The following is a 25,334-nucleotide window of genomic DNA, read 5'->3' as shown; positions in this document are numbered from 1 at the left end:
TTGCCCCATGTCCGCAGCGAGCACGCGCCCCCTAGCCATCATCACCGGTGGCAGCCGAGGTTTGGGATTCGAGACCGCCAAAGCTCTGGCACTTCAAGGCTTTGATCTGGCGCTGATTGCCAAAGATTCTGAGCGATTAACCTCGGCGGCGCAATCAATCCGCGCAGCCTCAAATGGAACCCAGATCAACATCTCTACATTTACCTGCGATCTCGAGCAACCTCATCTTGTTCGCGAAGTCATAGCTTCAATCAATCAATCTCTACCTACTCCGCAACTACTTATTCTTGCTCACGGTGTGATGAGTGAGAAGATGTCAAAGACTCTTCGGACAAATGATGCTGAGTGGCGCAGAGTGATGGCGATTAATCTTGACTCTGTCTTTCAACTCGTAAATGGAATTGCACCTGCCATGGCCGATGCACGAAACGGTCGCGTCATTATTTTCTCTGCCTGTTTAGGTCGCATGTCTGGACCTGGAAATGCTGGAGGACTTGCGCCGTATCGAATCAGTAAAGCTGGCGTCAATGCACTGGTTCGTAACCTTGCGCATGAGACCGGACTTGGCGCTCGTGGATTCCTTGTTGATGCAATCTGTCCTAATCATTCACGAACAGATATGGGTGGTGCGGATGCGCCACGTTCGGCTCAAGAGGGTGCAGCTACTGCAATTTGGTTAGTGACTCGAGCATTTGATTTAGCTGGTGCAACGGACGCTGAAAAAGTTACCGGAGTTCTTTGGGAAGATAACCAAATAGTTCCTTGGTAGTGATCCCTTAACTAGCCTTCTTCTTTTGCAATCATAAAAGCGAAGTAAAGCGTTGGAAGTGCAAGTGCCAGAATAACCACCGCACCGAGATAGAAATGTCCTTGTATTTGATAGTAGGCCACTCCCACCGCAATTAAGTTGGCCAAGATTGTGGGGGATCTTCCAAAACTTTTTCCGTTTACATATCCGCGGGCTGATGCGAAGAGTCCGATAGCTCCAAGAATTGCAAAGACAACCACTCCAATAAGTGGCGGTAACTCTTTCTTCTCGTGAGTAAAACCAAGCACAACTAGCCACACACCTAGGGCGAGTACGAGACTTGCCTCGATATAGAGGAGTGCTGCCACTGTTGAACGCTTAGGGGAGGGGTTGGCAGTATTACCTGACGTGAAACGCTTCTGTGATGAATTATTTCGGTCAGGTTTCGTTGCCATAGCCCTAACTTTATCAGCGCAGCACTCATCTGCATCAATTACTCGATGACTTTTTCACACGATGGTTTACGAGATTCACTCACTCATCTAGCTGCCCCTCCATATTTTTATGAGAATTTGAGAAGAGAGTTAGGGACCGTTGAACGCAATAAGTCTCAACTCAGCCTTATTAGATTTTTGATTTCCAAGAATGAGACAGTAATTCGAGATTCAGAAAGTGAGATTGAGTCAGCGGACTCATATTATGAGGTCGCAATTATTTCTTTTGCTGAAATTCTCAAAGCCTCAATTCGATCAGAAGATTTGTGCGCGCGTCTTGGCCAGCTTGAGTTCACGCTGATTCTTAAAGGGTCTTCCGAAATAGCCACCTCTCTTGCCGAGCGAGTCCTTCACTCTTGGATCTTTGAGGGATTTGGCTGTCACTACTCTGTTCTGACGGTAAGTAGTGGAGAAAGTCCTCTTGAGATACTAAATCGACTTGACGGCCAAGAGTTACGTTCAGTAACCAAGAGTTTTTGAGAGCGTGTTTTATCCACAGTCGTGACCTCGAAGCGGTAGAAGCTGTCGTTGCCCATCTAACTTCCCCACATGGAAATCATGGATCCAGAAGTTGTGTTCGGTCCAATCGCCGACTTCATCAAAGACCAAACAGTAGAAGAAATCTGGATTAACTCCCCGGAGAGAATTTTCATTGCTAAGGCAGGGAAAAGTCACCTCACTAATTTAGTTCTGACATCTGATTCCGTTCGCGAACTAGTTGACAGGACACTGCTCTGGAGCGGGCGGAGGTTGGACCTATCTCAACCATTTGTAGATGCACAGTTACCAGACGGAAGTCGACTGCATGTGGTAATTCCCGAGATAACAGCTGAACACTGGGCAGTGAACATCCGCAAACACTTACTACGACACTTGAACTTAGAAGATTTAGCACGTATTGGTCTGATGTCAGACGAGATAGCTGCTCAATTATCGAGCGCTGTGAAGTTAGGTTTAAACATTTTGGTGAGTGGCGGTACACAAGCAGGTAAGACAACTCTACTTAATGCACTTGCTTCAGCAATTCCGTTAACTCAACGCGTAATTACCATTGAGGAAGTATTTGAGCTCAAACCTAACGTCCCGGATTTAGTGCAAATGCAGACTAGAGGAGCAAACTTACAAGGAGAAGGTTCAATTCCACTGCGCACACTGATCAAAGAAGCTTTAAGAATGCGTCCATCGAGACTTATTGTTGGTGAAGTTCGTGAGGCTGAAGCCTTGGACCTATTGATTGCACTTAATTCTGGCTTGCCAGGAATGGGTACTCTTCACGCAAATTCAGCACGAGATGCGATAACCAAACTTCAAACACTTCCACTGCTTGCCGGAGAAAATATTTCCCATAAATTTATTGCACCCACAGTCGCATCCGCAATCGATCTAGTTATTCAGGTCTCTATTGCAGGAGATGGCACACGGCGCATCGTAGAAATTGCACATGTAACCGGGCGCTACGAGAACGATAGAGCAGAAATAGAAAATGTCTGGCGATGGAATGGTGCAAGTTACGAAAAAGGTTTGGGAGTTATTAAGTGCAGATAACCATAAGCAAGAATTCCAAAGTAGTGAAAATGACGATATTCATGCTTTTATCTTTTTCTGTAGTCTTTCTTTTTTCACACTCATTAGTCATAGCAGCTGCATTCTCGCTCTTCGTGGGAATTTTTGTATCGCTAGCTCAGCGCAAGGGTGAGAGCAAACGTTCAAGTGACATTCAATCTGCATGCCCAGAAATAATTGACCATTTGATTTCTGGACTGCAATCAGGTTTGTCACTAAATGAATCGCTGGTAGGGCTTTCGCTTCGAGGCCCGATGGTGACTCAGCCTTATTTTGAGATCTTTCGAGAAGATGTTTACAGAACTGGAGACTTCATGAGCGCCCTGGAACGGGTCAAATCTCAACTCGGAGAGCCCAGTACCGATCAGATAATTGAAGCACTCTTGATTTCAAAGACCCTGGGTGGCGCCGAATTAATTAACATTTTGAGACTGTTAGGGAATTTCATTCGAGAAGACTTGACTCTCAGAAGAGAGATTTCGGTAAAGCAGAATTGGATTAAGAATTCGGCGCATTTATCTGCAGGGGCTCCCTGGGTTCTATTGTTGCTTTTATCTACACAACCTGCAACTGCTGCCTCCTTCTCTACAACCTCTGGAATTGCCGTACTGCTCTCTGGCTTGATTATGACCTGCTTGGCTTATCTATGGATGAATAAACTCGGGGAGTTACCGCAGCCTTCAAGAGTCTTTTCAGGCAAATTATGATCACAACGACTCTAGTTGCAATTCTCTTTTTGATTCCCGCTTTAATTCTCATTAATGAGGATTTCTCTTGGGAGAAGTTAGCCCTCACCACTGTGCATAAAGTTGGGGATAAGACACGTGTAAAAAATAAATTAGAAGAGCTAGGTCACTCAAATCAAACTGATTACGAAAGTTTTCGCTTAAAGCAATTACTAGTCACTTCTCTAATTCTATTTCCTTTGCTACTTGTTCTTCTCTTTCAAGGTCATTCGTTTGCTTTCATCGTCGCGTGCCTAGTCGGTACAACAGCTCTCGTTCTGCTTTATTTTGAGAGGTCATTAAGTAATCAAATCAGTGAGCATCGGATAAGCATTGATTCAGATTTTCCAAGTGTCATCGAAATGATGACCTTGGCCCTATCTGCGGGAGAGACCCCACTTAGTTCACTGGAAAGAATTACCAAGCGAGGGAGCGGACCCCTTGTGAGCGAATTGAGGGCTGTCGTACTGGAAGTAAAGAGCGGATTACCTTTTCAGCACGCCTTAGATCGCATGGGTCGGAGGGTTCAATCAGTTGCGGTACGCAGGTTCATCGATGCTGTAGTAATCGCAATCAGTCGAGGTGCCCCACTAATAGAGGTCCTACATAGTCATTCACGAGAGGCCCAGAATTTCCAACGCAATCGTATTCTCAGCGCAGCAGGTAAGTCTGAAATTTCAATGATGATTCCGGTTGTTTTTCTCATTCTCCCGATTTCGATTCTATTTGCTCTCTGGCCATCTCTGTCCAATCTTGACCTTTTTGCGGAAGCTTAAAGATGAACCGTGGAAAGTTTTTGTAAGAAACAATAATCAACCCCCAACCAATGAAAAGGAAACCAATATGAATAGAATAGAAGAAGTAATTCACAACCGAAGCCTTCACCTAACTGGCTATTTAGCCATAAAAGTAGCTGAATTCAAGAGAACGCGTTTTTATCAAGTCCTCTACGATGATCGTGGAGATGTTCCGGGATGGGTTCTGGTCGTGCTGATGACGACCGGATTAGTAACTGCGATATGGACTATTGCGGCACCTCGCCTATCTGCAATCTTAAAGAATTCCCTCGATGCGATGAACGGCATCCGCTAAATGAAAATCTTAAGTGTTAGGAATCTGATTCTAAGCGAGAAGGGAAATACTGAGAGCGCTCTGGTTCTGATTCCTTTACTCACTCTTTTTCTAGTCGCATCACAAATCACAATTGCGATTCACGGAAGAAATATGACGAAAATCAGTGCTCAAGATGGTGCCTCGACGAGAGCCATTTCAGGCAACTTCGATGAAACTGATACTTTTTTACATATTGATTCCCCGGATCCTCATCAAAATCTTGATTTACTCATCAGTCACAAAAAAAGAATTCTGCCGCACATTATGCCGGGACTAGAAAATGTACTGGGATCAAAGAAGGAGATAGATGTAACTGGAGTGGCTATTGTAGAAAATCAAAGATAGCTACAGTGGATTCAACAAAGTTCTTACCAAAAGTTAAGGAAACAATTGAAACCTTGAAGTTGGCAATAGTATCGTGCGACCGGGGTAGCGCCTCTGTGGAATTCAGTCTTCTCGCCATTCCGCTATTCATCCCACTCTTTATTTTTATGGCCCAGTTTTCGCACTCAAGTGATGCGCAAGATTCCCTTAGATCTTTGGCACGAGAATCAGCTCGTGCATTTGTTACTAGCAAAGATGATGAAACTGCTTTCTACGTGGCTAATCAAGTGGTAATTCAAGGTGCGCAGTTACTTGGCTACGACCCCAATTCTCCCAAGATAGCAATTGAGTTGAGGATCCTCTGCGATTCACGTCCCTGCATCTCACCTGATAATCGAATTCTGGTTCAACTCACTATGAATACTTCAGGAAAGAGTCAGGCCCAAGTCGCAGCTATCGAATATGTGTCTCCATGGGCATGACATCACCCTTCATTCTTTTGCAAGGTAATTTCTTTTTCAGAGTCAGAAAGAAGCTACAAGATGAACGAGGATCTATCTCGCTCTTAATTCTGGGACTCTTTATGTTGGTACTAATCACTCTGATTGTGCTAACCGATATCTCTTCAATCTATATTGCTAAACGTGCACTTACCCAAGCCACGGAGGCTGCAGCACAGCGGGGTGTAAGAAATTTGAATCTAGAAAAATATTACGCTCGTGAGTACAACGTTAATCGATTCGCAGCAAATCTTTTTCTAAACGGAGAAAAGGATCCAGGAATCCCAATTGATTGTGAGAAAGGAAAATCAGATTCGATTGGCACCTTACGTGACTGGAGTACTTTGGGAGGAGCAATCTCACGAAAAAACCTGAGCCAAATTCGAGTACTAGATTTCCAATGCGATGGTTATGAAATTGGAATTCATTCCTCAGCTAGAGTCACTCTTCCATTTATACTTCCATTTATTGGAGTTGAGGCAGTGGATATTTCTTCTCGAGTTGGAACTTTTGCAGAGCGGAAGATAACGACAAATTACTATGGCCTTAACCTTGGTTAGGAAATTTTCAATATTCCTAGGTCTATTCTTCAAGGTAAGGCGAGCAAAAAGAATACTTTGAGGAAGTTCTCGCTATCCTTAACCCATGGCTCGCGAGTACATCCTAGAGATTAGTGAGATAGGCGCGACCCTGAGATCTATTGAAAAGGTCTTGGACCTGCCTAAACTTGAGGCACAAGCGGTTGAACTTGAAGTAGCTGCGGGAGTCCCAAATTTGTGGGATGACCCGGAAAAGGCTCAAGCGCTTACGAGCAAGTTATCTCGGGTGCAAGCAACAATTTCACGACTTACTGGGTTGCGTCGTCGGGTAGATGAGCTTCCGCTTCTCTTTGAGTTAGCGGCAGGTGAACCAGATGGATCGGCACTTAGCGACGCTGAAGGTGAATTAGATTCGGCCAAAAAAGCAATTAGCGAATTAGAAGTGACGACCTTGCTTAATGGCGAATATGATGCACGTGATGCGCTCATAACTATTCGTTCTGAAGCTGGTGGCGTAGAAGCTGCCGACTGGGCTGAGATGTTGATGCGTATGTATTTGCGTTATTGCGAGCGTCACGAATTAAAAGTTGATGTATTAGAAACTTCCTTTGCTGAAGAAGCGGGGATTAAATCGACAACATTTAGAGTCAGCGCCCCGTATGCATACGGCACACTTTCAGTAGAGCAGGGAACACATCGCTTAGTGAGAATTTCTCCCTTTGATTCTCAATCACGCAGACATACGTCATTTGCTGGTGTGGAAATTGTTCCTGTTGTTGAGCAGAGTGATCACATAGATATTGATGAGAAAGAAGTGCGCGTGGATGTCTATCGCTCATCTGGCCCAGGAGGGCAAGGCGTGAATACAACTGACTCAGCTGTGCGCCTAACGCATGTGCCGACCGGAATTGTTGTTTCATGTCAGAACGAGCGTTCTCAGATCCAAAATAAGGCAACTGCGATGGCAGTATTGCAATCCAAATTACTAGAGCGCCGTCGCCAGGAAGAGCAAGCGAAAATGAATGCACTTAAGGGTGATAATTCTGGATCTTGGGGAAATCAGATGCGTTCCTACGTCTTAGCCCCATATCAAATGGTGAAAGATCTCCGTAATAACCATGAAACGGGCAATACATTCGCGGTATTAAATGGTGAAATTGATGATTTCATCGAAGCAGGAATTCGCTGGCGCCGTAGCGCGTCACAATAATTCTCGGCAACAATCGGCTGATCTACGCGTGCTGTGATTCTTCTTTCCTCTGTTAATTCGTATAAAAACCCCGAATCAACCCTAAATTTCCAGCTCCCCTACCTAAACTAGGCCCAGGTCTCACGAGCGCATCACCATGCGCCTATATAAGGAGCAGATTGTGATTAAGTTTGAAAATGTAACCAAGGCTTACTCGGGTCAAGAACGTCCTGCCCTTGAGAAAGTAACGCTAGAAATTACCAAGGGCGAATTCGTTTTCTTGGTGGGCATGTCAGGTTCTGGTAAGTCAACATTCCTACGTTTAGTTCTGCGCGAAGAGCGACCAACTTCGGGCGTCATTCATGTTGCGGGCAAAGATCTAGGAACTCTTGCAAACCATAAAGTCCCTGAACTTCGTCGCCAACTAGGAACTGTCTTTCAAGATTTTAGGTTACTTCCTAATAAGACAATTTCAGAGAACATCGCATTCTCATTACACGTACTCGGATATTCGCAGAAGGAGATTAATCGCGAAGTTCCTGAGATGCTTGAACTTGTTGGTCTTGAAGATAAAGGCGATCGCTTGCCTTCTGAAATCTCAGGTGGAGAACAACAGCGCGTTGCGATTGCCCGTGCGTATGTCACACGCCCTGCAATCATCATCGCGGATGAGCCAACCGGAAACCTGGACCCGGCGCTCTCTGTGGGAATTATGAAGTTGCTCGACCGCATTAACCGCGAGGGCACCACAGTATTGATGGCTACGCATGATTCAGGAATTGTTGATCAGATGCGTAAGCGAGTTATCGAACTCGATGGCGGCCAGGTAATTCGCGATCAAGTTCGCGGCGTCTACGGATATACGGGATAAGGGGAAGACAATGCGCGCAGGATTTCTCTTCAGCGAAGTTCGAATAGGACTTCGTCGTAACCTCACAATGACATTTGCGGTCATCGTGACTGTTGCAATTTCACTTTCTCTTCTCGGCATTGGATTACTCTCAAATTCCCAAGTAAATGCGATGAAAGATTATTGGTATGACAAGATTGAAGTATCTGTATTTCTCTGCGGATCACTCTCGGAGTCACCTTCGTGTAGTGGTGGAGTTGTCACTCCCGAACAGCGCACATCAATCAAATCAGATTTAGAAGCTCTGCCAGTTGTGCAGAGCGTCTTCTATGAATCACAAACTGAAGCATTCGCTCGATTTAAAGAGCGTTTTAAGAGTTCAGCTATTGCGCAGAACGTTACTGCCGATCAATTACCAGAATCTTTCCGCGTTAAGTTAAAAGACCCAACGCAGTTTGACGTTGTTGTCAGCGCATTCAGTGGTCGACCTGGCGTTGATGTCGTGCAAGATCAGCGCAGCATTCTCGAGAAGTTCTTCCAACTACTTGCTGTACTTCGCAATGGCGCGTTAATTGTTGGTCTTCTTTCAGTGCTCACGGCAGCGTTGCTGATTAGCAACACACTTCGAATTGCTGCATTTAACCGTCGTCGTGAAACTGGCGTGATGCGACTTGTGGGTGCTTCGTCCTGGTCAATTCAACTACCATTCTTATTAGAAGGTGTTTTCGCGGCATTTATTGGATGGCTGCTTGCCAGTGGATTACTAGCTGCACTTAAGTATGTCGTTGAGACAAAAGTCGCCCCGCTACTTACCTTTACCAAGTTCTTTGGTTGGGGAGAAGTGGCAATAGCATCTGGTTGGTTACTTCTTACAGGCCTTGTGGTCTCAACTATTGCATCTGTAGTAACACTGCGCCGATACCTCAAGGTTTAACTTTATGGTAAAAGAAGTCGGACGGAAGCTGATTGCACAGAACAAGAAGGCTCGTCACGACTTTGCGATAGAAGATGTCTATGAATGCGGCATTGTTCTTACAGGTACTGAAGTGAAATCACTTCGTGCCGGGCGAGCTTCCTTGATTGACGGTTTCGCGATGATTGAAAATGGCGAACTATGGCTCCACGGTATTCATATTCCCGAATACACAGAAGGTACGTGGACAAATCACACTCCACGTCGCAAGCGAAAGCTGCTCGTTAATAAGGTTGAAATTCGCAAGATTGCGGCTCGCACTAAAGATTCAGGAATCACATTGGTGCCATTGCAGCTCTACTTCAAAGATGGAAAAGCCAAGGTTGAAGTTGCTATTGCAAAGGGCAAGAAGGCTCATGACAAGCGATCGACGCTGATGGAACAGCAAGCTACGCGCGAGGTAAATCGCGAACTTTCCCGCCGCCAATCCGGCAAAGACAGTTAGGTACTGCCCCAGGCGGGCATTTTGAAGAAGTCGCAACCCCTCTCTATACTTATTTCATACCATTTGGCTCGATCGAGTTTGGCAGACAAGAATGCCGCTCCATACCTCGCCAAATAACTAATTCACACAAAATCTTTCCTCACGGAAATCAACGGGTGAATTGTCGAAAAAATAAGAAATACAACTACATAGTGTGAATTACGTTTTCCACGTAATTCCCCAATTCAACTTGGGGGTGAACGGTCTCGACTTTAGTTGTTGGGGCAGGGGAAGCGGGCCGAGGAAGCCGGGATGATCTCGTAAACCATGAAACCTGTGCAAAAATAACTGCAGACAACAGTCGCAGTGATTTCGCCCTAGCTGCATAAGCTAGTTCCGAATCCGTCAGCCCGGGCGCGCTCTCGTCCCGGAATCTGGCGTCGCTAGAGAGCTCTTCATCGAGATAGCGTTGCGAATATCTCGAGAGAACAGTTTCGCAAATGAGTTCGTTGAATACTTGTGTGTAAGAGATTCAGAACTGAGAAAACGATAAACGCACTACGCCCGTAGAAGCCCTGTTTTAATTCTGAAGGACCCGGGTTCGATTCCCGGCACCTCCACCATCGCCTCCTAACCTTTGGGTTAGGAGGCCTATTAGGAAACTACCGGGATTGACCAACCGTGTCATTACTGCGACCAGTCACAATCTGAATAATAAAATAGAGAGTCTTTCTCCGACTAGGCATTTCATAGTTACACTTCGCTCGTAAATCTGTACACTTCACACAAGGCAGTGATAATCTAATGGAACTCAGATAGTAGGAAGGCGCGACTAGCAGCAATGGCCTCTGCAAAGACCCCAAATCAGGTAAATGATCGCCGTAGTAAGTTCCTTATCTACGGTACCGCACTTGTCCTTACGCTAGCCCTCATTGTATTAACGACTGTATTTATCCTTAGTGGGAGGAGTAAGGAGGCGGTCCTAACCGAAGCCGCATCCAAGCCAATTGTTGGCGTAAAAACCTTCACCGATTTAGACAGGTCTCACAATGCACCACCAAGGCCTTTCACCGCCCTACCGCCAACGGGCGGAGATCACTCTTCATCGTGGATCACTTGCGGTGTTTACTCAACACCAGTAGAAACCCTGCAAGCAGTACATTCACTCGAGCATGGCGCCGTATGGATCACTTACCTACCAGGCTTACCCAAAGATCAATTAAGCGCCCTCGCTAAAACAGTTGCATCAGATCCGTACCAGCTTCTATCTCCTTATCCATCGCTAGCATCACCGATTGTTCTCTCAGCCTGGGGTAAGCAATTGCAATTAGAAGATGCTACAGACCCAAGACTTCCTGTCTTCTTAAAGGCCTTCACACAGGGACCGCAGACACCAGAACCTGGAGCCCCCTGCTAAAGAGATCTTTACCAGAGAGTGCTGCGGCAAACCCCGCTATGTTGGAACTGTTGTAGTAATTGCGGGTGTGCTCACTTCTAGAAAACGATAAACGCACTACGCCCGTATAAGCCCTGTTTTAATTCTGAAGGACCTGGGTTCGATTCCCGGCACCTCGACAAGTAATGCTTCGTACTACTTGTCTCCATCTTCGGAGCCAGGCTTTAGACCTTCAAAGATTTCTTTGCAGATAGGACAGACAGGATATTTCTGCGGGTCGCGAGAAGGAACCCACTTCTTTCCGCAGAGAGCACGAACAGATTTGCCTGTGATTGCGGATTGAACAATCTTTTCTTTCTTTATGTAATGAGCGAATCGATCATGCCCGCCATCATCTTCTTGCTCAACTGGGCGAGTAAGTGTGTCGATATCGCTCTCAAGCGATGGAGTACCGCGACCGAAAAGTGGCATGCGCTTAGTATCCAACAAAAACTAGCCACATAGCCATCTCGGCTTCCGGTAGAATTTCCCGATGAAAAACTTACTGCGCACTGAGCATCTTTGCCGTGCTGATGTCGATTTACTCCTCGACACCGCTGCAGATTTCGCGCAGAACCCACTTCGTTCCCAGACCGCATTGAGCAACAAGAGCGTTGCCATCTATATGACTAAGCCCTCTACCCGCACTCGCTTGGCATCTGAAACGGCTGTGGCACATTTGGGTGGAACTCCAATCTTTATTCGCGGTGATGAACTGCAACTTGGCCGCGGCGAAACAATTTCAGATACTGCCAAAATCATTAGCGGATATTGCGATGCGCTGATAGTTCGTACCTTTGCACAATCAGATATAGATGAACTCGGCGCACATGCCAGCATTCCAGTGATTAATGGCTTGAGCGATGACGACCATCCAACACAATTGCTCGCTGATTGGTTAACAATTCGCGAAAATTTTGGTACTGATATAGCAGGCCGCAAATTTGTTTATCTCGGTGATGGAAATAATATGAGTCACGCATGGTTGATTATGGGCGCAATCATGGGCGCACACGTTGTGGCAGCGACGCCGAGTGGCGACTGGGAACCTGATAAAGCAGTGGTGAGAAAGGCTAAAGGAATTGCAAGAACTAGTGGCGCAACGATTGAGATTACAAACGATCCTGAATCTGCAGCGAAAGGTGCATCTGTTCTCTATACAGATGTGTGGATGTCGATGGGTGATCCGGAAGCTGAGCGCGCTAAAAAAACAAAAGCACTCGAACCATTTGCAATTACAGAAAAATTAATGTCACTGACAGAAAAAGATTCAATATTTATGCACTGTCTTCCAGCTCATCGAGGAGAGGAAGTTGCGGGCTCTGTTATTGATGGGCCGAAGTCGGTAATTTGGCGTGAAGCATTTCATCGTCGCACAACCATCCAGGCACTGCTCTATCACTTAACTCGCGGTGAAATTAAGGGTAATTAATCAGGATTTCGTATTCTTTTGGGTGGCTCTTGCTCTGAGTTACATGTATCTTTTCCCCCATGAGAGTTGCAGTCCCGAGAGAAATTAGAGATGGCGAGAAGCGTGTAGCGCTAGTCCCAGACATCATTAATAAATTGATTAAACTTGGTTATGACGTTGTCATTGAATCTGGAGCGGGTGTTCATGCCCAAGCTACAGATGACCTATTCACCGCGGCGGGGGCAACAGTTAAGAGCGGCAATATCATTAGTGATGCCGACGTAGTTCTATCAGTTACCTCACTTACCCCAGCACAGATTTCATCCTTAAAAAAGGGTGCAGTCACAATTTCTTTCTTATCTCCTGTAACCGCCGTTGATTCAATCGAGGCAGCGGTCACAGCAGGCGTCACCGCTTTCTCACTTGAACTTGTTCCACGTATCTCACGTGCACAATCAATGGATGCTCTGACTTCTCAAGCACTCTGTGCTGGTTATCGAGCCGCACTCGTTGGGGCTGAACTTTCTCCGCGCTTTTTTCCAATGCTAATGACCGCCGCAGGAACTGTTACTCCCGCGCAAGTACTTGTTCTCGGTGCTGGTGTCGCAGGGCTGCAGGCAATTGCAACCGCTCGCCGACTTGGCGCTGTTGTCTCTGCCTACGATGTTCGCCCATCTTCTGCTGATGAAGTGAAATCAATGGGCGCAGCATTTATTGATTTGGAACTTGAGGCACTTGAAGGTGCCGGTGGATATGCACGTGAAATGACGGAAGAACGTGCGGCAAAGCAACGCGAACTACTCACTCCATATATTGCAAAATCCCATCTTGTTATTACAACGGCTGCAGTTCCTGGAAGAGCAGCTCCACGTTTGATGACCGCGGCCATGATTGATGCAATGGAGCCTGGAACAATCATCGTTGATCTCGCTGCCGAAACTGGTGGAAATGCTGAGGGCTCAAAGCCAGGAGAGATTGTCACAACCGCCAAAGGTGTTCAGATTTGGGGCGGTAAAGATGTGCCGAGCCAGTTGCCGTTCCACGCTTCAAGTCTGTATTCACGTAACGTGGTCAACTTACTAACCTTGATGACAAGTGCTGCAAAGGATGGCGAGAAGGTAGCGCTAAATATTGACTTCACAGATGAAATTATTGATAAGGCCGCACTTACACATGCAGGTGCCAAGCACACACCTGGAGCTAGTGAAAAAGGAGGCAGCAACTAATGGATGCAATTGCCGTTATTTCAATCTTCACCCTTGCAGTATTCGTGGGGTTTGAAGTTGTATCGAAGGTTTCATCAACGCTACACACGCCTCTGATGTCTGGCGCTAACGCAATTCACGGAGTCATCCTTGTTGGCGCAATTATCGTTGCAGATCACAGCAAAAATAATCTAGAGCTCGGACTTTCACTCGCTGCAATTGTTTTGGCAACAATCAATATGGTTGGTGGCTTTGTAGTAACAGATCGAATGCTAGAAATGTTTAAGCCTAAGAAGGGAGACCAGAAGTGAATAGCACTCTCTATAGCTTGGTAGGTCTCGCAGCTGGTGTGGCATTTATCTTGGCCCTGAAAGGACTCTCGCATCCAAAGACTGCCCGCCGCGGTAACTTAATTGGTGCCTTTGGTGCAACAGTTGCAACTCTCTCAGTCTTTCTCTACGTCACTCCTAGTGGCGATGGATCAGAATCGCACTCTCTACCAATTCATAACTTAGGTTGGATTTTGGGTGCAATCGCAGTGGGTCTAATTATTGGAGTACCTGCAGCTCGTAAGGTCGAGATGACACAGATGCCACAGCTGGTTGCACTCTTTAACGGTGTGGGTGGCGGAGCTGCAGCACTTGTTGCAATCGTGGAGTACCTAAATCTTGGCGATAGCGCAACAACTGCCGAAGTAATCTTCACTGTATTCACAGTCGTTGTTGGCTGCGTATCTTTCAGCGGTTCCATCATTACATTTATGAAGTTGCAAGAACTTATGACTACGCGCCCGGTGGTATTTCCTGGCGGTAGGTTTGTTATTGCGGCAACGCTCGCTGCAGTACTTGGGGTCAGCGTATGGGTTGTGACAGCACTTGGCACAACCCCACTGCTGGTTCTGGCAGTGATCTCATTGCTCTTTGGTGTGCTCTTTGTACTTCCAGTAGGGGGCGCAGATGTACCTATCGTGATCTCACTACTCAACGCATTCACAGGTCTGACAGTTGCGGCAAGTGGTTACGTGCTCTCATCAACACTTTTGATTATTGCGGGAACTCTTGTCGGTGCATCTGGAACGATATTGACTCGCTTGATGGCAGAAGCCATGGGACGCTCGCTCTTTGGAACTCTCTTCGGTGCATTTACTGCAAAACCTCAAGCAGCAACTGGCACAACAGAAGAACGTCCAGTGCGCTCAGGTTCACCTGATGACGTTGCAATTCTTCTAAATTATGCGCGTCGCGTAGTTATTGTTCCTGGCTTCGGACTGGCCGTTGCGCAAGCGCAACACACAGTGCGCGAACTTGCCGACCTCATGCTTTCAAAAGGTATTGATGTTGCTTATGGAATTCACCCGGTAGCGGGTCGTATGCCAGGTCATATGAACGTACTTCTTGCGGAAGCAAATGTTCCTTATGATCAACTAGCTGAAATGGATGAGGTCAACCCAACATTTGGTCAGACAGATGTCGCCATTGTTATTGGTGCAAATGACGTTGTGAACCCTGCGGCTCAAACATCTCCAGGTTGCCCAATCTATGGAATGCCCATCTTGGAAGTTAATCACGCCGCTAACATCATCTTCCTGAAGCGCTCTATGCGCCCAGGATTTGCTGGCATTGAAAATGAACTTCTTTATGACCCAAAGACAATGCTGCTCTTCGGTGATGCGAAGGCATCGCTGACCAAGGTTGTCTCAGCACTCAAAGCGCTATAAGAATTAGCTTTCTTGTAGGTCAGTCGGTGCGTTGTGCACATCCAGAATCTTGGTGCGGTTCAAAGGACGCTTGGCATCATCCTTGTAAATCGCAGGAATTGAGCCCAATAGGCCCTTCTGGAAATCTTCAAACGCTTGCAGAACCTCACTCTTTGTATTCATGACAAAGGGCCCCATCCAAGCAACTGGTTCTTTAATCGGTTGCCCACCAAGAATGAAGAGCTCCAAGTTTGGAGAACGCGACTCTTGTTGGTTTGCGGCGCGAACAACAATGCAATCACCATCACCGAAGACGGTGAGTTGACCCATTGAAATTTGGCGCTGTTCATCTCCAACAAATCCCTGACCTGACATTGAGTAGACAAGGGCGTTGTAATCCTTGCGCCACGGAAGTCTGAGTTCGGCACCAGGTGCAACGGTTGCGTGAATGAGAGTAATCGGAGTCTGGGTTGATCCAGGGCCGACATGACCATCGAGTTCACCAGCAATAATTCGAATAAGTGATCCACCATCAGTTGATGTTAGAAGTACTACATCTTTTGCTCGCACATCTTGATATGCAGGAGGCGACCATTTCTTTACGGCAGGAAGATTTACCCAGAGCTGGAAGCCATGAAATAAACCGCCAGAGACCACTAAATGTTCTGGGGGAGTTTCGATGTGAAGAATTCCACCGCCAGCAGTCATCCATTGTGTGTCACCATCTGTAATCGATCCGCCACCACCATTTGAGTCTTTGTGATCAAAGATGCCATCAATAATGTATGTGACAGTTTCAAAACCACGGTGTGGATGCCACGGAGTACCTTTTGGTTCACCTGGTGCGTATTCGACTTCACCCATTTGATCTAAGTGAATGAAAGGATCTAACTCGGCTAGATCTACACCGGCAAATGCACGTCGAACAGGAAAACCTTCACCCTCAAAACCTTGGGGAGCAGTTGTAATGCTCTTGATGCCTCGCGCACGCAGATGTGACGCATCAGTGATGCGTGGAAGAATTGTTATATCGCTAACGGTTACTGCTGGCATTGGCGCTCCTTTGTAGTGAGGCAAATGTAATTGAACTTTCAACTACCTGCAACTCGGCCATTTTTCCGTGGCATGGCTGCTTAGCCAGCGCGAAAATCGATGAACTAAGCAAGCGGTCTACAATAACGACGTGAACAAGCACGCACCAAAGCTTAACAAAGTGGTTCTGTATTACGACTTCACCCCCGTTGCAGATCCCGAGGCGCTGCTTCTCTGGCAGAAACAACTCTGCGAATCCTTAAATCTCAAGGGTCGCATCCTGATTTCTCCACATGGAATTAACGGAACTGTCGGCGGTGAGATGGCCGATGTGAAGAAATATGTACACGAAACCCGAGGCTATCAAGGTTTCAAAAATATTATTTTCAAATGGTCAGATGGAACTGGAAATGAATTTCCACGACTTCGGGTTGTAGTCAAAGATGAACTTGTCCCATTCGGAAACCCTGACAAAATAAAAGTCGATGAAAATGGCGTTATTGGGGGAGGAGTTCACCTTCGCCCAGAACAGGTGGAAGAGCTGGTCAAAGAGCGTGGTGATGAAGTCATCTTCTTCGATGGACGAAATACTTACGAAGCTAGAATTGGAAAGTTTAAAAATGCCATAGTCCTAGATGTCGAATCTTCGCGCGATTTTGTGAAAGAAATTGAAAGTGGAAAATACGATTACCTCAAAGACAAACCAGTAGTGACGTATTGCACAGGAGGAATTCGATGCGAAATTCTCTCTGTTGTAATGAAGAACCACGGATTTAATGAGGTCTACCAAATAGAGGGTGGCATAGTTAAATACGGTGAACGCTTTGGTGACGAAGCCTCTTGGGAAGGCTCACTCTATATCTTCGATGACCGCATCTCCATGGACTTTTCAAATAAGGCAAAAGTTATTGGCAAATGCGATATGTGCAACGCCCCGACAAAAGATTTCCGCAATTGCGACACTGCTTCTTGCCATCAATTAACCCTGCTCTGCGATAACTGTGCAGCGCTACCATCAAATTTAAGTTGTACCCATGACCAGAGTCTTCATCGCGATTTGGAATTGATTAGCTAACACTTCAAGCGTTCGTCCCCTAATTTACATACCTCTGCCATAAGATTGAGTAATGATTTGGTGGCCGGCGCAGATACCAACTCTTTCGCATGGACTGATTACGCTTCGCCCAAGCACTGAGGAAGATGTTGATGCGATTTTTCGCGCCTGCCAGGACCCGCTCATTCCAGCATTCACGACGGTGCCTTCGAATTACACGGTAGATCACGCCATCGATTTTGTGCGCAATGCTCCCTTTGCCTTTGCCGAGCGCCGCGAAATTTTATTTGTTATTGATTATGGAAATGGCTCTGATAAGAAATTTGCAGGAGAGGTCTCACTTCATTCGGTTAATATTCGAAACCACACCGCTGAAATTGGTTACTGGATTGATTCTGAACAGCGTAGTAAGGGAATTGGCACAGCAGCTACACAGATGATTACCGAACTTGGATTCCGCGAAATTGGATTCAAGCGTATTGAGGCACTGGTTGATGTTGATAACCACGCATCCCAGAAGCTTTTAATCAGTGCGGGATATGAAAAAGAAGGAATCATGCGCAATAAAGTCACTCGCGAGGAACGTGGGCAGATAGATATGGCACTCTTTGCAGCAACTGATTTAATATGGGAGAGGTAGATATGGAATCGCTCGCACTCCTTGTCACTATCTTGGTTTCTATCACTGTATTCAGTGCACCCATTTCAATTCTCCTCTCAAGCCGGATAGCGCAATCGCTGACAGGCAATCTCGTTGCAAAGATTCTGCGCCGAGCATTGATGGCCCTTGTCAGTGCCATAGGCTCTGTTTTTTCGGTCTTCTTCATAATCAGTCCAATCCCTATGTCACTGAAGCTAATTGCAATGCCAGCTCTGCTTTTAAACATTTGGTCGGTCGACCGCGAATACGGTGGGCGATTGATGACTCGCCTTAAAAATATATTTGGAAAATCGGCATGAGGAGATTTGCGCGAATAAGTCTTACATTTACTCTTTTGTTTTCACTTTTTACACATACTCTTTTCTTACCTGCTACTCACGCCGAAGAGAATGTACCGCGCAAGATTCTTACCGGCTGGATCCCTTATTACTCAATGAAAACAGCACTTCCAGATGTGCTTAATAATGCAGATCTTATTAAAGAGGTAATGCCCTTCTGGTACACACTTAAATACAATGGCAAGACTAAGACTCCCGAAATTACCGACCTTTACGCACCGGCAAATCCGAGCGTGCCGATTTCGGTGCCCCTGACCGCGCTTCGTAATGCCAATCTCCAGATTATTCCTACGATTACTGATGGAACCAGTGAAGGTGTTCTAGCAGGACTACTTAAGAGTCCTACATCACGCACGCAAGTAGTCAATGTAATTATGAATCTAGTGCGTACAAATAACTATGAAGGCATTGATCTTGATTTTGAAGGATTCGCATTTGTTGATAAAAACACAACCTGGAAGGCTACTGCTCCGCTATGGATTGCATTTGTAAAAGAGTTAAGTGTTGCATTGCACGCAGAAGAGAGGCTTCTCTCGGTAACTACGCCCTATGTGTTAAATCCCGCAGATAAGCAGAAGGGTTATTACGTATATGCCTGGGCTGCGATCGCGGATTCAATCGACAAATTGCGCATCATGACGTACGACTACTCGCCAGCAAGAGTTGGTCCACAGGGACCAATTACGTGGGCTGAACGAACAGTGCAATATGCGATTTCAATCATGCCCGCATCCAAGGTATTCGTGGGCGTCCCTGGCTATGGGCGAGATTGGGTTACGGCAGTTGCAGGAGTTTGTCCAGCAAACGTTGCTAATTCAGTAAAGGTGGGAGCGAAAGCTGCAACATTTGTGATGCGTGATGCACAATCACTTGCAGCTACTTATGGGGCAACACCTACCTATAACGAGCAATTTGGTGAGGTTACCTTTGCCTATCAAAAGGTTTATAACGGAACTACAGCCGGCGGGCTAGCGACAACTTGCACAGCATCGCGCACAGCGTGGTATCAAGACAATCGCAGTTGGGCGCTTAGAGCTGCACTTGTTAATAAATACCGCATAGGTGGAATTACAGCCTGGACATTTGGTATGGAAGAACCGCTTGCCATGGAAGCCATTCGAACAGTTGCTAAGGCAATTGCTCCAGATCAAGTCAACGTTGTGACATCAGTTGATAAGAGTGAGATGAGCTATGGAACGCCATTCACACTTACTGGGCAATTGAGCATCAAAGATAAGTCACCTCTTGCAAATCTTGCTGTTCGAGTCGAAGGAAAATCTGTGGGTGAGAGTACCTGGCGCACCTTGGCAAATGCAATCACAGACGCGGAAGGCAACTTTGAAAAGTCATTGATTCTCGGTAAATCAACGACCATACGTGTTTATTCAGATCCAACGTGGGAACGGAGTGAAGGTCTTTCAGTTGAGATCCCAATTGCCATCAGTAGACTGATAAATCTCAGTGCACCGACGAGTGCTAAGTCAGGAACACAATTCCAGATTAGTGGCAATGTGCTTCCTCGTAGCGCAGATGCCATGGTGACACTCGAGAAACTAACTGGGAAAGTGTGGCAATCAATCGCTGAAACAGTAATCACCGATGCTCAAGGAAACTTTGTCATCACGGTCACGCTACAAAATCGAGGCGTATACACCTTACGAACTACTGTCAGCGAAGATGCAAACTGGGTTGCCTTGACGAGTGAAATATTTAATATCATTATCCGGTGATGGTAAAAACTGCAGATAAAGTCGAAGAAGAGATTCGTGCAATCTTTTCTAGTGATGCGCCATGGGTCACTATTGTCTGGGATGACCCAGTTAATTTACAGACCTATGTCACTTATGTATTTATGGAACTTTTCAACTATTCCAAAGCTCGTGCTACTGAGCTGATGTTGCAAGTTCATAATGATGGCAAAGCTATTGTCTCGACCGGAAGTCGGGAAGAGATGGAACATGATGTCGCTCGCCTTCATGAATATGGTTTGTGGGCCACATTGCAACGCGGTGCTCAGCTATGACCTCTACCGAAGGTTTTAAGCGCCACGGGGATCATTCATACGTTGCACAATTTGCTGACAGTGAGAAAGAAGTGCTCTTGAATTTATGTGAGCAAATAATTGAACTTCTAGCAGAGCGCACAGACCATGGAAATGATGATCCATTGGCTGCGATGGTTGGAATTACATCCCACGATTCTCCGCCCGAAGATGATGTGTTGCACCGTCTCTTACCTAATGCATATGCTGATTCCATCGATTCATCTGAATTTCGCAGATATACCGAATCAACTCTGCGTGCAAAGAAGCAGGCACATGCAGTTGTGATGCGCATACATTTAAAATCATCAGAGGATGGCACTGTTGATTTAGATCACGACAATGCCAATGCCTGGCTTGGCGCGATTAACGATATTCGCTTGGCCCTGGGTGTGCGCCTCAAGGTGGAGAGTAATTCCCATGAACATCTTGAAATTCTTTCCCCCGATGATCCGCTTCGAGGTGTCTATGCTGTCTATACCTGGCTGGGTTGGTTGCAAGAAAGCCTTCTCGCAGCCCTGATTGATGATGCAGATTCGAAATCGCAACCTGAGAATTCTTAAGATGACTTCTTGTAAGATACACATATGACTCTAGAAATCTCTCGCACATTAGTAAATGCAATTCTTGAGCAATCACGCGTTGAATACCCAGATGAATGCTGTGGAGTCATCTTGGGACCAGTGGGATCAGATAAAGCTCTTCGGCATAAGCCAATGATCAATGCAGCCCATTCGCCTACTTTTTATGAGTTTGATCCAAAAGAACTACTGGCACTCTACCGCGAGATCGATGACAATGATGAAGAGATTGTTGTTATCTATCATTCGCATACAGAGACTGAGGCTTACCCATCTCGAACGGATATCGCCTACGCCGGCGAACCGGGCGCACACTACATCTTGGTTTCTACCCGCAAAGAGATTGCAACAACTCCAGAATTCCGTTCATATCGCATCATTGACGGGGTAGTGACCGAAGAACTGGTCACCATTCTCGAGTAGGAATTCTCGATTAGAGATAGCACGGATTTTTCGACATAATTATCCCATGTCTATTGAAGTTCGCATTCCAACTATTTTGCGCCCCTATACAAAAGATCAAAAAACCGTAGTGGCCGAAGGCACAACCCTTGCTCTAATTATTAGCGACCTTGATGCAAACTTTGCGGGAATGGGTGAACGGCTACTAGAAAATGGCGCGCTGCGTCGCTTCATCAATATTTATGTCAATGATGAAGATGTACGTTTCTTAGGCGGACTCGAGGCTCCGGTTAAGGATGGAGACTCCATCACAATTTTGCCTGCTGTCGCTGGTGGCTAAATTTGGCACGATATGACTCACTCGAATCATCGGTAGGAAACACACCCCTTATCGGTTTACCTCGTCTTTCTCCTGCGCCAAATGTTCGTTTGTGGGCGAAGATGGAAGACCGAAACCCGACTGGTTCAATTAAAGATCGCACAGCTATATCAATGATCGAAGCTGCAGAGCGTGATGGGCTACTTAAACCTGGTGCAACAATTCTTGAACCCACAAGTGGTAACACCGGAATCTCGCTTGCAATGGCTGCCAAAGTTCGTGGATATAAATTAATCTGCGTGATGCCAGAGAATACCAGCCCAGAACGTAGACAGTTACTTGAGATGTGGGGCTCTGAAATTATCTCTTCACCAGCAGCTGGTGGTTCCAATGAAGCTGTGCGCGTTGCAAAAGAAATTGCCTCAAAGAATCCAAATTACGTTTTTCTCTACCAATATGGCAACCCTGCAAATACTGAGGCGCACTACAACAACACAGGACCTGAACTATTTAAGGATTTACCAACAATTACACATTTTGTTGCCGGCCTTGGCACGACAGGAACACTTATGGGCGCAGGGCGTTACTTGCGTGAGAAGAACCCTGATGTGCAAATCATTGCCGCTGAACCTCGATATGGTGAGGTGGTCTATGGACTTCGCAATATCGACGAAGGCTTTGTCCCTGAGTTATATGACGCATCAATTCTTACTCGACGTTTCTCAGTAGGTGCCGAGGATTCTGTTAGGCGCGTTCGCGAACTCTTAGAAATTGAAGGAATTTTTGCTGGAATTTCAACGGGTGCAATTCTGCATGCAGCCATTGCCATGGGTCAAGAAGCAATCGCTGCAAAGCGTGATGCTGATATTGCATTTATTGTCTGCGATGCTGGCTGGAAATACTTATCGACCGGCATTTATGGCTCACAAGTCGAAGCCGCTACCGAGGGACTCGACGGCACTCTTTGGGCTTAATCCGTTCTCGCGGTTAGACTCATCCCATGAGTTCTGCGCCAATCGGTATCTTCGATTCAGGCGTCGGCGGATTAACGGTTGCTAGAGCAATTCTTGATCAATTGCCTAACGAATCAACTGTATATATCGGTGACACTGCGCGCGGACCTTATGGACCTAGGTCACTTGCAGAAGTTCGCGACTTCGCTCTCGAATCTCTAGATTTTCTCGTCAGACAAGGAGTGAAAGCACTCGTTATTGCATGTAACACGGCAAGTGCTGCAATGTTGCGCGATGCAAGAGAGCGATATTCGATACCAGTTATTGAAGTGATTCAACCGGCTGTTCGTCGCGCCGTTGCTGCAACACGATCAGGTCGAGTCGGCGTTATTGGAACTCGAGCAACAATTGAATCAAAGGCATATCTCGATGCCTTTGCTGCTGCTCCGCAATTAACGATTAAATCAATTGCATGCCCACTCTTTGTGGAGTTTGTAGAGCGTGGTGAAACCTCTGGAGAAGCAATCACAAAAGTTGCTCGTGAGTATCTCAAGCCAATGATTGATGCTGACATAGACACATTAGTCTTAGGTTGCACTCACTACCCGCTTCTTACCGGTGTTATTTCATACGTAATGGGTAACGATGTTTCACTCGTTTCAAGTGCTGAAGAGACAGCGAAGGATCTGTATCGAGTATTAGTTGAAAATAGTTTGCTTCGAGGAAGTTCTGAGAACCCATCTACGCATAAGTTCTTGGCGACCGGAGACGCTCAAGCCTTTGAATCCCTTGCACGACGCTTCCTAGGGCCCGAAGTTGGCTCTGTGCGGCACCAAGATTTGTGAGTGAAGAGCTTTAATTCTAGTTTTATCCGCAGAACTAATAGAGAACGAGGAATGTAATGGCACGCAACGATGGACGCACAGTAGATCAACTCCGCGATATCAAGATAACTCGTGGTTGGTTGGATCACGCCGAAGGTTCAGTACTAGTTGAATTCGGTAAGACTCGCGTGCTCTGTGTAGCTTCTTTCACCCCTGGTGTTCCTCGCTGGTTAAAAGATTCAGGTAACGGGTGGGTTACTTCCGAGTATGCAATGTTGCCCCGAGCTACTCATACGCGCTCTGATCGTGAGAGCGTGAAAGGAAAGCTAGGCGGTCGCACCCAAGAGATCTCGCGCCTGGTCGGACGTTCACTACGTGGAATTGTTGATATGAAAGAGCTTGGCGAAAACACAATAGTTATTGATTGCGATGTGCTGCAAGCCGATGGCGGAACTCGCACAGCTGCAATCACTGGTGCATATGTTGCACTGGCGGATGCAATTGCATGGGCTCAAAAAGAGGGTCATATAAAGGCAGGTGCGAAACCACTTACAGAATCAGTCGCTGCGGTCAGCGTAGGAATTGTTGGTGGAGTTCCGATGCTTGATATCTGTTATGAAGAAGATGTGCGGGCAGAGACAGATATGAACGTTGTATGCGCTGGCGATGGAAGATTTATCGAAGTCCAAGGAACTGCAGAGGGGACACCATTTGATCGTGCACTTCTTGATTCGCTACTGAATCTTGCTGTCGCTGGATGCGCTGAACTTACCAACTTGCAGAAACAAGCACTCGCTCGTTAAATGTCACACACGTTATTACTTGCCACTCGCAACAAAGGAAAGATTGAAGAGTTCGGCCGAATTCTTGAAGCTGTTGCACCCGGGGCGATTGATCTCGTGGGCCTTTATCAATTTCCAGATCTTGCTGATGTCATAGAAGATGGCGCAACTTTCGAAGAAAATGCGCTTAGGAAGGCGCGAGAAATGTCGATGGCAACGGGGCTGCCGGCAATTGCCGATGACAGTGGACTCTGTGTTGATTACTTAAATGGCGACCCAGGAATTTATTCTGCGCGATGGGCAGGTTCCCATGGCGATGATGCGGCAAATACTGAAAAAGTTCTACAACAGTTGCGCGATATTCCAGATGAGAAAAGGGGAGCACATTTCACCTGTGTCGCGGCCCTCTATCTGCCTGATGGCAGGAGCCACTGGGAAGAGGCACAGTTCCATGGCTCAATTTTGCGCGCACCAGTGGGTGAATTTGGATTCGGGTATGACCCCATATTTTTACCCCTTGGTTTCGCGCAGTCGAGTGCGCAAATGAGCGCAGAAATCAAGGATGCAATCAGTCATCGGGGAAAATCGCTTCGAGCCATTGCACCGCATGTGATCACTTTGCTCGAAAGCCTGGGTTAAACTTTGCCTGTATCCATCATCTTTGAACGACAACCATCTAGGAGATTACAGTGGCAGTAAAGAAGAAGTCAGCAGCGAAGAAAGCTGCGCCAAAGAAGTCAACCGCTAAGAAGAGTGCAGCTAAAAAGTCTCCTGCTAAAAAGAGAGCAGTGAAGAAGAGTGCACCCAAGAGAGCAGTGAAGAAGAGTGCACCCAAGAGAGCAGTGAAGAAGAGTGCACCCAAGAGAGCAGTGAAGAAGGCTGTTGTAAAGAAGAAGGTTGCCAAGAAGTCAGCAGTAAGAAAGTCAACTGCGAAGAAGACAGTAAAGAATTCTGCAGCGCGCAAGAAGGTTGCATCAAAGGTTGTTATCCCGCCAGTTCCATCAGTTGGCATATCTCGTGTAAATGTTTCAACTACCCCAGCACCTGCTGCGCCACGCACTTCCGCAGCAAGTGCTAAGCCAGTGGCTTCTTCAAAGCCAGCAACGAGTCCGAACAGCAAGTCGTCATCAAAGGCCCTCTTTGCAGTTCTACTTGGAA

33 protein-coding genes, 1 other RNA gene and 1 pseudogene are annotated in these 25,334 nt (G+C 46.5%); 31 read left to right on the top strand and 4 right to left on the bottom strand.

The genetic code is table 11. From position 1 onward, the window contains the following. Positions 1-7 precede the first annotated feature (7 nt). Positions 8-769, top strand: coding sequence for an SDR family NAD(P)-dependent oxidoreductase (locus AC9UEP_RS01555; protein WP_509543394.1), 762 nt, complete (start codon positions 8-10; stop codon positions 767-769). A gap of 11 nt (positions 770-780) precedes the next feature. Here the strand turns inward: AC9UEP_RS01555 and AC9UEP_RS01550 are convergent, their stop codons facing one another. Then, positions 781-1,203, bottom strand: coding sequence for a hypothetical protein (locus tag AC9UEP_RS01550; protein WP_509543392.1), 423 nt, complete (start codon positions 1,201-1,203; stop codon positions 781-783). Between the two features lie 45 nt (positions 1,204-1,248). Between AC9UEP_RS01550 and AC9UEP_RS01545 the strand changes: the two genes are divergently transcribed. The 14 genes from AC9UEP_RS01545 (at position 1,249) to AC9UEP_RS01480 (ending at position 10,859) form a co-directional block, all read left to right on the top strand. Then, positions 1,249-1,722, top strand: coding sequence for a diguanylate cyclase domain-containing protein (locus AC9UEP_RS01545; protein WP_509543390.1), 474 nt, complete (start codon positions 1,249-1,251; stop codon positions 1,720-1,722). 69 nt (positions 1,723-1,791) lie between these two features. Further along, entirely contained in the window at positions 1,792-2,787 is a 996-nt protein-coding gene (locus AC9UEP_RS01540) for a TadA family conjugal transfer-associated ATPase (RefSeq protein WP_509543388.1), read from the top strand. A gap of 29 nt (positions 2,788-2,816) precedes the next feature. Beyond that, positions 2,817-3,512, top strand: coding sequence for a type II secretion system F family protein (locus AC9UEP_RS01535; protein WP_509543386.1), 696 nt, complete (start codon positions 2,817-2,819; stop codon positions 3,510-3,512). Next, complete coding sequence (locus AC9UEP_RS01530; RefSeq protein WP_509543384.1) at positions 3,509-4,306, top strand: type II secretion system F family protein; 798 nt, start codon at positions 3,509-3,511, stop codon at positions 4,304-4,306. Before AC9UEP_RS01535 ends, AC9UEP_RS01530 begins: the two co-directional genes overlap by 4 nt. Positions 4,307-4,373: 67 nt before the next feature. Then, on the top strand, positions 4,374-4,622 hold the full coding sequence (locus AC9UEP_RS01525; protein WP_509543382.1) for a hypothetical protein: 249 nt from the start codon (positions 4,374-4,376) through the stop codon (positions 4,620-4,622). Further along, entirely contained in the window at positions 4,623-4,988 is a 366-nt protein-coding gene (locus AC9UEP_RS01520; RefSeq protein ID WP_509543380.1) for a TadE/TadG family type IV pilus assembly protein, read from the top strand. It abuts the gene before it with no gap. A gap of 5 nt (positions 4,989-4,993) precedes the next feature. Beyond that, positions 4,994-5,449, top strand: a complete 456-nt coding sequence (locus AC9UEP_RS01515; protein WP_509543378.1) for a TadE family protein — start codon at positions 4,994-4,996, stop codon at positions 5,447-5,449. Then, positions 5,446-6,027, top strand: coding sequence for a pilus assembly protein TadG-related protein (locus AC9UEP_RS01510; RefSeq protein WP_509543376.1), 582 nt, complete (start codon positions 5,446-5,448; stop codon positions 6,025-6,027). Before AC9UEP_RS01515 ends, AC9UEP_RS01510 begins: the two co-directional genes overlap by 4 nt. 85 nt (positions 6,028-6,112) lie before the next feature. Further along, the gene (gene prfB, locus AC9UEP_RS01505; protein ID WP_509543374.1) at positions 6,113-7,216 is read left to right on the top strand and encodes a peptide chain release factor 2; all 1,104 of its coding nucleotides are present in this window, start codon (positions 6,113-6,115) and stop codon (positions 7,214-7,216) included. A gap of 160 nt (positions 7,217-7,376) precedes the next feature. After that, positions 7,377-8,066, top strand: coding sequence for a cell division ATP-binding protein FtsE (gene ftsE / locus AC9UEP_RS01500; protein ID WP_509543453.1), 690 nt, complete (start codon positions 7,377-7,379; stop codon positions 8,064-8,066). Positions 8,067-8,076: 10 nt separating this feature from the next. Next, positions 8,077-8,979, top strand: coding sequence for a permease-like cell division protein FtsX (ftsX, locus tag AC9UEP_RS01495; RefSeq protein WP_509543372.1), 903 nt, complete (start codon positions 8,077-8,079; stop codon positions 8,977-8,979). Positions 8,980-8,983: 4 nt separating this feature from the next. Next, on the top strand, positions 8,984-9,463 hold the full coding sequence (gene smpB, locus AC9UEP_RS01490; protein ID WP_509543371.1) for an SsrA-binding protein SmpB: 480 nt from the start codon (positions 8,984-8,986) through the stop codon (positions 9,461-9,463). A gap of 231 nt (positions 9,464-9,694) precedes the next feature. After that, positions 9,695-10,065, top strand: a transfer-messenger RNA (tmRNA) gene (ssrA, locus tag AC9UEP_RS01485). Between the two features lie 218 nt (positions 10,066-10,283). After that, entirely contained in the window at positions 10,284-10,859 is a 576-nt protein-coding gene (locus AC9UEP_RS01480; protein ID WP_509543369.1) for a thioredoxin-like domain-containing protein, read from the top strand. Between the two features lie 174 nt (positions 10,860-11,033). On the opposite strand, the gene AC9UEP_RS01475 is transcribed toward AC9UEP_RS01480, so the two are convergent. Next, positions 11,034-11,309: a DUF3039 domain-containing protein gene (locus AC9UEP_RS01475; RefSeq protein ID WP_509543367.1), complete on the bottom strand. Its 276-nt coding sequence runs from the start codon at positions 11,307-11,309 to the stop codon at positions 11,034-11,036. A 61-nt stretch (positions 11,310-11,370) separates the two neighbouring features. On the opposite strand from AC9UEP_RS01475, the gene argF reads away from it, so the two are divergent. Genes argF through AC9UEP_RS01455 form a run of 4 tightly spaced genes read left to right on the top strand, consistent with a single transcriptional unit; the run spans position 11,371 to position 15,210 of the window. After that, positions 11,371-12,309, top strand: a complete 939-nt coding sequence (gene argF, locus AC9UEP_RS01470; RefSeq protein ID WP_509543366.1) for an ornithine carbamoyltransferase — start codon at positions 11,371-11,373, stop codon at positions 12,307-12,309. Between the two features lie 59 nt (positions 12,310-12,368). Further along, on the top strand, positions 12,369-13,514 hold the full coding sequence (locus AC9UEP_RS01465; protein WP_509543364.1) for a Re/Si-specific NAD(P)(+) transhydrogenase subunit alpha: 1,146 nt from the start codon (positions 12,369-12,371) through the stop codon (positions 13,512-13,514). After that, complete coding sequence (locus AC9UEP_RS01460; protein WP_509543362.1) at positions 13,514-13,804, top strand: NAD(P) transhydrogenase subunit alpha part 2; 291 nt, start codon at positions 13,514-13,516, stop codon at positions 13,802-13,804. The genes AC9UEP_RS01465 and AC9UEP_RS01460 overlap by 1 nt, the downstream gene beginning before the upstream one ends. Continuing rightward, positions 13,801-15,210 (top strand): NAD(P)(+) transhydrogenase (Re/Si-specific) subunit beta, encoded by a 1,410-nt coding sequence (locus AC9UEP_RS01455; RefSeq protein WP_509543360.1) that lies wholly within the window; start codon positions 13,801-13,803, stop codon positions 15,208-15,210. The genes AC9UEP_RS01460 and AC9UEP_RS01455 overlap by 4 nt, the downstream gene beginning before the upstream one ends. A 3-nt stretch (positions 15,211-15,213) precedes the next feature. On the opposite strand, the gene AC9UEP_RS01450 is transcribed toward AC9UEP_RS01455, so the two are convergent. Continuing rightward, positions 15,214-16,242, bottom strand: coding sequence for a pirin family protein (locus AC9UEP_RS01450; RefSeq protein WP_509543358.1), 1,029 nt, complete (start codon positions 16,240-16,242; stop codon positions 15,214-15,216). A 130-nt stretch (positions 16,243-16,372) separates the two neighbouring features. Between AC9UEP_RS01450 and trhO the strand changes: the two genes are divergently transcribed. From trhO to rdgB, 12 genes are read left to right on the top strand one after another with little or no spacing between them, the layout of a single operon-like run. Next, positions 16,373-17,296 (top strand): oxygen-dependent tRNA uridine(34) hydroxylase TrhO, encoded by a 924-nt coding sequence (gene trhO / locus AC9UEP_RS01445; RefSeq protein ID WP_509543356.1) that lies wholly within the window; start codon positions 16,373-16,375, stop codon positions 17,294-17,296. Positions 17,297-17,348: 52 nt separating this feature from the next. Then, positions 17,349-17,915: a GNAT family N-acetyltransferase gene (locus tag AC9UEP_RS01440; RefSeq protein ID WP_509543354.1), complete on the top strand. Its 567-nt coding sequence runs from the start codon at positions 17,349-17,351 to the stop codon at positions 17,913-17,915. Between the two features lie 2 nt (positions 17,916-17,917). Continuing rightward, on the top strand, positions 17,918-18,235 hold the full coding sequence (locus AC9UEP_RS01435) for a hypothetical protein (RefSeq protein WP_509543352.1): 318 nt from the start codon (positions 17,918-17,920) through the stop codon (positions 18,233-18,235). A 35-nt stretch (positions 18,236-18,270) separates the two neighbouring features. Then, positions 18,271-20,004: a glycosyl hydrolase family 18 protein gene (locus tag AC9UEP_RS01430; protein WP_509543351.1), complete on the top strand. Its 1,734-nt coding sequence runs from the start codon at positions 18,271-18,273 to the stop codon at positions 20,002-20,004. Continuing rightward, the gene (clpS, locus tag AC9UEP_RS01425; RefSeq protein ID WP_509543451.1) at positions 20,004-20,297 is read left to right on the top strand and encodes an ATP-dependent Clp protease adapter ClpS; all 294 of its coding nucleotides are present in this window, start codon (positions 20,004-20,006) and stop codon (positions 20,295-20,297) included. Before AC9UEP_RS01430 ends, clpS begins: the two co-directional genes overlap by 1 nt. Beyond that, positions 20,294-20,878 carry a DUF2017 domain-containing protein gene (locus tag AC9UEP_RS01420; RefSeq protein ID WP_509543350.1) on the top strand — a complete coding sequence of 195 codons (585 nt, stop codon included), beginning with the start codon at positions 20,294-20,296 and terminating at the stop codon, positions 20,876-20,878. The genes clpS and AC9UEP_RS01420 overlap by 4 nt, the downstream gene beginning before the upstream one ends. Before the next feature lie 24 nt (positions 20,879-20,902). Beyond that, a complete protein-coding gene (locus tag AC9UEP_RS01415; protein WP_509543348.1) occupies positions 20,903-21,319 on the top strand; it encodes a M67 family metallopeptidase in 417 nt (138 codons plus the stop codon). Between the two features lie 46 nt (positions 21,320-21,365). Continuing rightward, positions 21,366-21,638 carry a MoaD/ThiS family protein gene (locus tag AC9UEP_RS01410; RefSeq protein WP_509543346.1) on the top strand — a complete coding sequence of 91 codons (273 nt, stop codon included), beginning with the start codon at positions 21,366-21,368 and terminating at the stop codon, positions 21,636-21,638. A gap of 2 nt (positions 21,639-21,640) precedes the next feature. Continuing rightward, positions 21,641-22,591 carry a PLP-dependent cysteine synthase family protein gene (locus AC9UEP_RS01405; protein ID WP_509543344.1) on the top strand — a complete coding sequence of 317 codons (951 nt, stop codon included), beginning with the start codon at positions 21,641-21,643 and terminating at the stop codon, positions 22,589-22,591. A gap of 26 nt (positions 22,592-22,617) precedes the next feature. Continuing rightward, the gene (murI, locus tag AC9UEP_RS01400) at positions 22,618-23,415 is read left to right on the top strand and encodes a glutamate racemase (RefSeq protein WP_509543342.1); all 798 of its coding nucleotides are present in this window, start codon (positions 22,618-22,620) and stop codon (positions 23,413-23,415) included. Between the two features lie 56 nt (positions 23,416-23,471). Next, on the top strand, positions 23,472-24,197 hold the full coding sequence (rph, locus tag AC9UEP_RS01395; protein WP_509543340.1) for a ribonuclease PH: 726 nt from the start codon (positions 23,472-23,474) through the stop codon (positions 24,195-24,197). Further along, positions 24,198-24,815 (top strand): RdgB/HAM1 family non-canonical purine NTP pyrophosphatase, encoded by a 618-nt coding sequence (gene rdgB / locus AC9UEP_RS01390; RefSeq protein ID WP_509543339.1) that lies wholly within the window; start codon positions 24,198-24,200, stop codon positions 24,813-24,815. 37 nt (positions 24,816-24,852) lie between these two features. Here rdgB and AC9UEP_RS01385 read toward each other — a convergent pair. After that, a pseudogene (locus AC9UEP_RS01385) lies at positions 24,853-25,334 on the bottom strand (hypothetical protein); the annotation flags it as partial.

It is taken from the genome of Candidatus Planktophila sp. (genome assembly GCF_040402315.1).
In the GTDB taxonomy this organism is placed as follows: domain Bacteria; phylum Actinomycetota; class Actinomycetes; order Nanopelagicales; family Nanopelagicaceae; genus Planktophila.
Note: the sequence above shows the minus strand (reverse complement) of the source record. Positions and strands in the feature narration are given on the sequence as shown.

Bases quoted from the DNA above. Each gene is read 5' to 3' on its own strand.
- rph (WP_509543340.1), top strand. From the start codon at position 23,472: ATGGCACGCAACGATGGACGCACAGTAGATCAACTCCGCGATATCAAG.
- AC9UEP_RS01450 (WP_509543358.1), bottom strand. From the start codon at position 16,242: ATGCCAGCAGTAACCGTTAGCGATATAACAATTCTTCCACGCATCACT.
- ftsX (WP_509543372.1), top strand. From the start codon at position 8,077: ATGCGCGCAGGATTTCTCTTCAGCGAAGTTCGAATAGGACTTCGTCGT.
- argF (WP_509543366.1), top strand. From the start codon at position 11,371: ATGAAAAACTTACTGCGCACTGAGCATCTTTGCCGTGCTGATGTCGAT.
- clpS (WP_509543451.1), top strand. From the start codon at position 20,004: ATGGTAAAAACTGCAGATAAAGTCGAAGAAGAGATTCGTGCAATCTTT.
- AC9UEP_RS01520 (WP_509543380.1), top strand. From the start codon at position 4,623: ATGAAAATCTTAAGTGTTAGGAATCTGATTCTAAGCGAGAAGGGAAAT.
- AC9UEP_RS01545 (WP_509543390.1), top strand. From the start codon at position 1,249: ATGACTTTTTCACACGATGGTTTACGAGATTCACTCACTCATCTAGCT.
- AC9UEP_RS01480 (WP_509543369.1), top strand. From the start codon at position 10,284: ATGGCCTCTGCAAAGACCCCAAATCAGGTAAATGATCGCCGTAGTAAG.
- AC9UEP_RS01440 (WP_509543354.1), top strand. From the start codon at position 17,349: ATGATTTGGTGGCCGGCGCAGATACCAACTCTTTCGCATGGACTGATT.
- AC9UEP_RS01510 (WP_509543376.1), top strand. From the start codon at position 5,446: ATGACATCACCCTTCATTCTTTTGCAAGGTAATTTCTTTTTCAGAGTC.
- smpB (WP_509543371.1), top strand. From the start codon at position 8,984: ATGGTAAAAGAAGTCGGACGGAAGCTGATTGCACAGAACAAGAAGGCT.
- AC9UEP_RS01530 (WP_509543384.1), top strand. From the start codon at position 3,509: ATGATCACAACGACTCTAGTTGCAATTCTCTTTTTGATTCCCGCTTTA.
- AC9UEP_RS01550 (WP_509543392.1), bottom strand. From the start codon at position 1,203: ATGGCAACGAAACCTGACCGAAATAATTCATCACAGAAGCGTTTCACG.
- AC9UEP_RS01540 (WP_509543388.1), top strand. From the start codon at position 1,792: ATGGAAATCATGGATCCAGAAGTTGTGTTCGGTCCAATCGCCGACTTC.
- AC9UEP_RS01435 (WP_509543352.1), top strand. From the start codon at position 17,918: ATGGAATCGCTCGCACTCCTTGTCACTATCTTGGTTTCTATCACTGTA.
- AC9UEP_RS01525 (WP_509543382.1), top strand. From the start codon at position 4,374: ATGAATAGAATAGAAGAAGTAATTCACAACCGAAGCCTTCACCTAACT.
- prfB (WP_509543374.1), top strand. From the start codon at position 6,113: ATGGCTCGCGAGTACATCCTAGAGATTAGTGAGATAGGCGCGACCCTG.
- AC9UEP_RS01555 (WP_509543394.1), top strand. From the start codon at position 8: ATGTCCGCAGCGAGCACGCGCCCCCTAGCCATCATCACCGGTGGCAGC.
- AC9UEP_RS01465 (WP_509543364.1), top strand. From the start codon at position 12,369: ATGAGAGTTGCAGTCCCGAGAGAAATTAGAGATGGCGAGAAGCGTGTA.
- rdgB (WP_509543339.1), top strand. From the start codon at position 24,198: ATGTCACACACGTTATTACTTGCCACTCGCAACAAAGGAAAGATTGAA.
- AC9UEP_RS01420 (WP_509543350.1), top strand. From the start codon at position 20,294: ATGACCTCTACCGAAGGTTTTAAGCGCCACGGGGATCATTCATACGTT.
- AC9UEP_RS01475 (WP_509543367.1), bottom strand. From the start codon at position 11,309: ATGCCACTTTTCGGTCGCGGTACTCCATCGCTTGAGAGCGATATCGAC.
- AC9UEP_RS01460 (WP_509543362.1), top strand. From the start codon at position 13,514: ATGGATGCAATTGCCGTTATTTCAATCTTCACCCTTGCAGTATTCGTG.
- AC9UEP_RS01415 (WP_509543348.1), top strand. From the start codon at position 20,903: ATGACTCTAGAAATCTCTCGCACATTAGTAAATGCAATTCTTGAGCAA.
- murI (WP_509543342.1), top strand. From the start codon at position 22,618: ATGAGTTCTGCGCCAATCGGTATCTTCGATTCAGGCGTCGGCGGATTA.
- AC9UEP_RS01410 (WP_509543346.1), top strand. From the start codon at position 21,366: ATGTCTATTGAAGTTCGCATTCCAACTATTTTGCGCCCCTATACAAAA.
- AC9UEP_RS01535 (WP_509543386.1), top strand. From the start codon at position 2,817: ATGACGATATTCATGCTTTTATCTTTTTCTGTAGTCTTTCTTTTTTCA.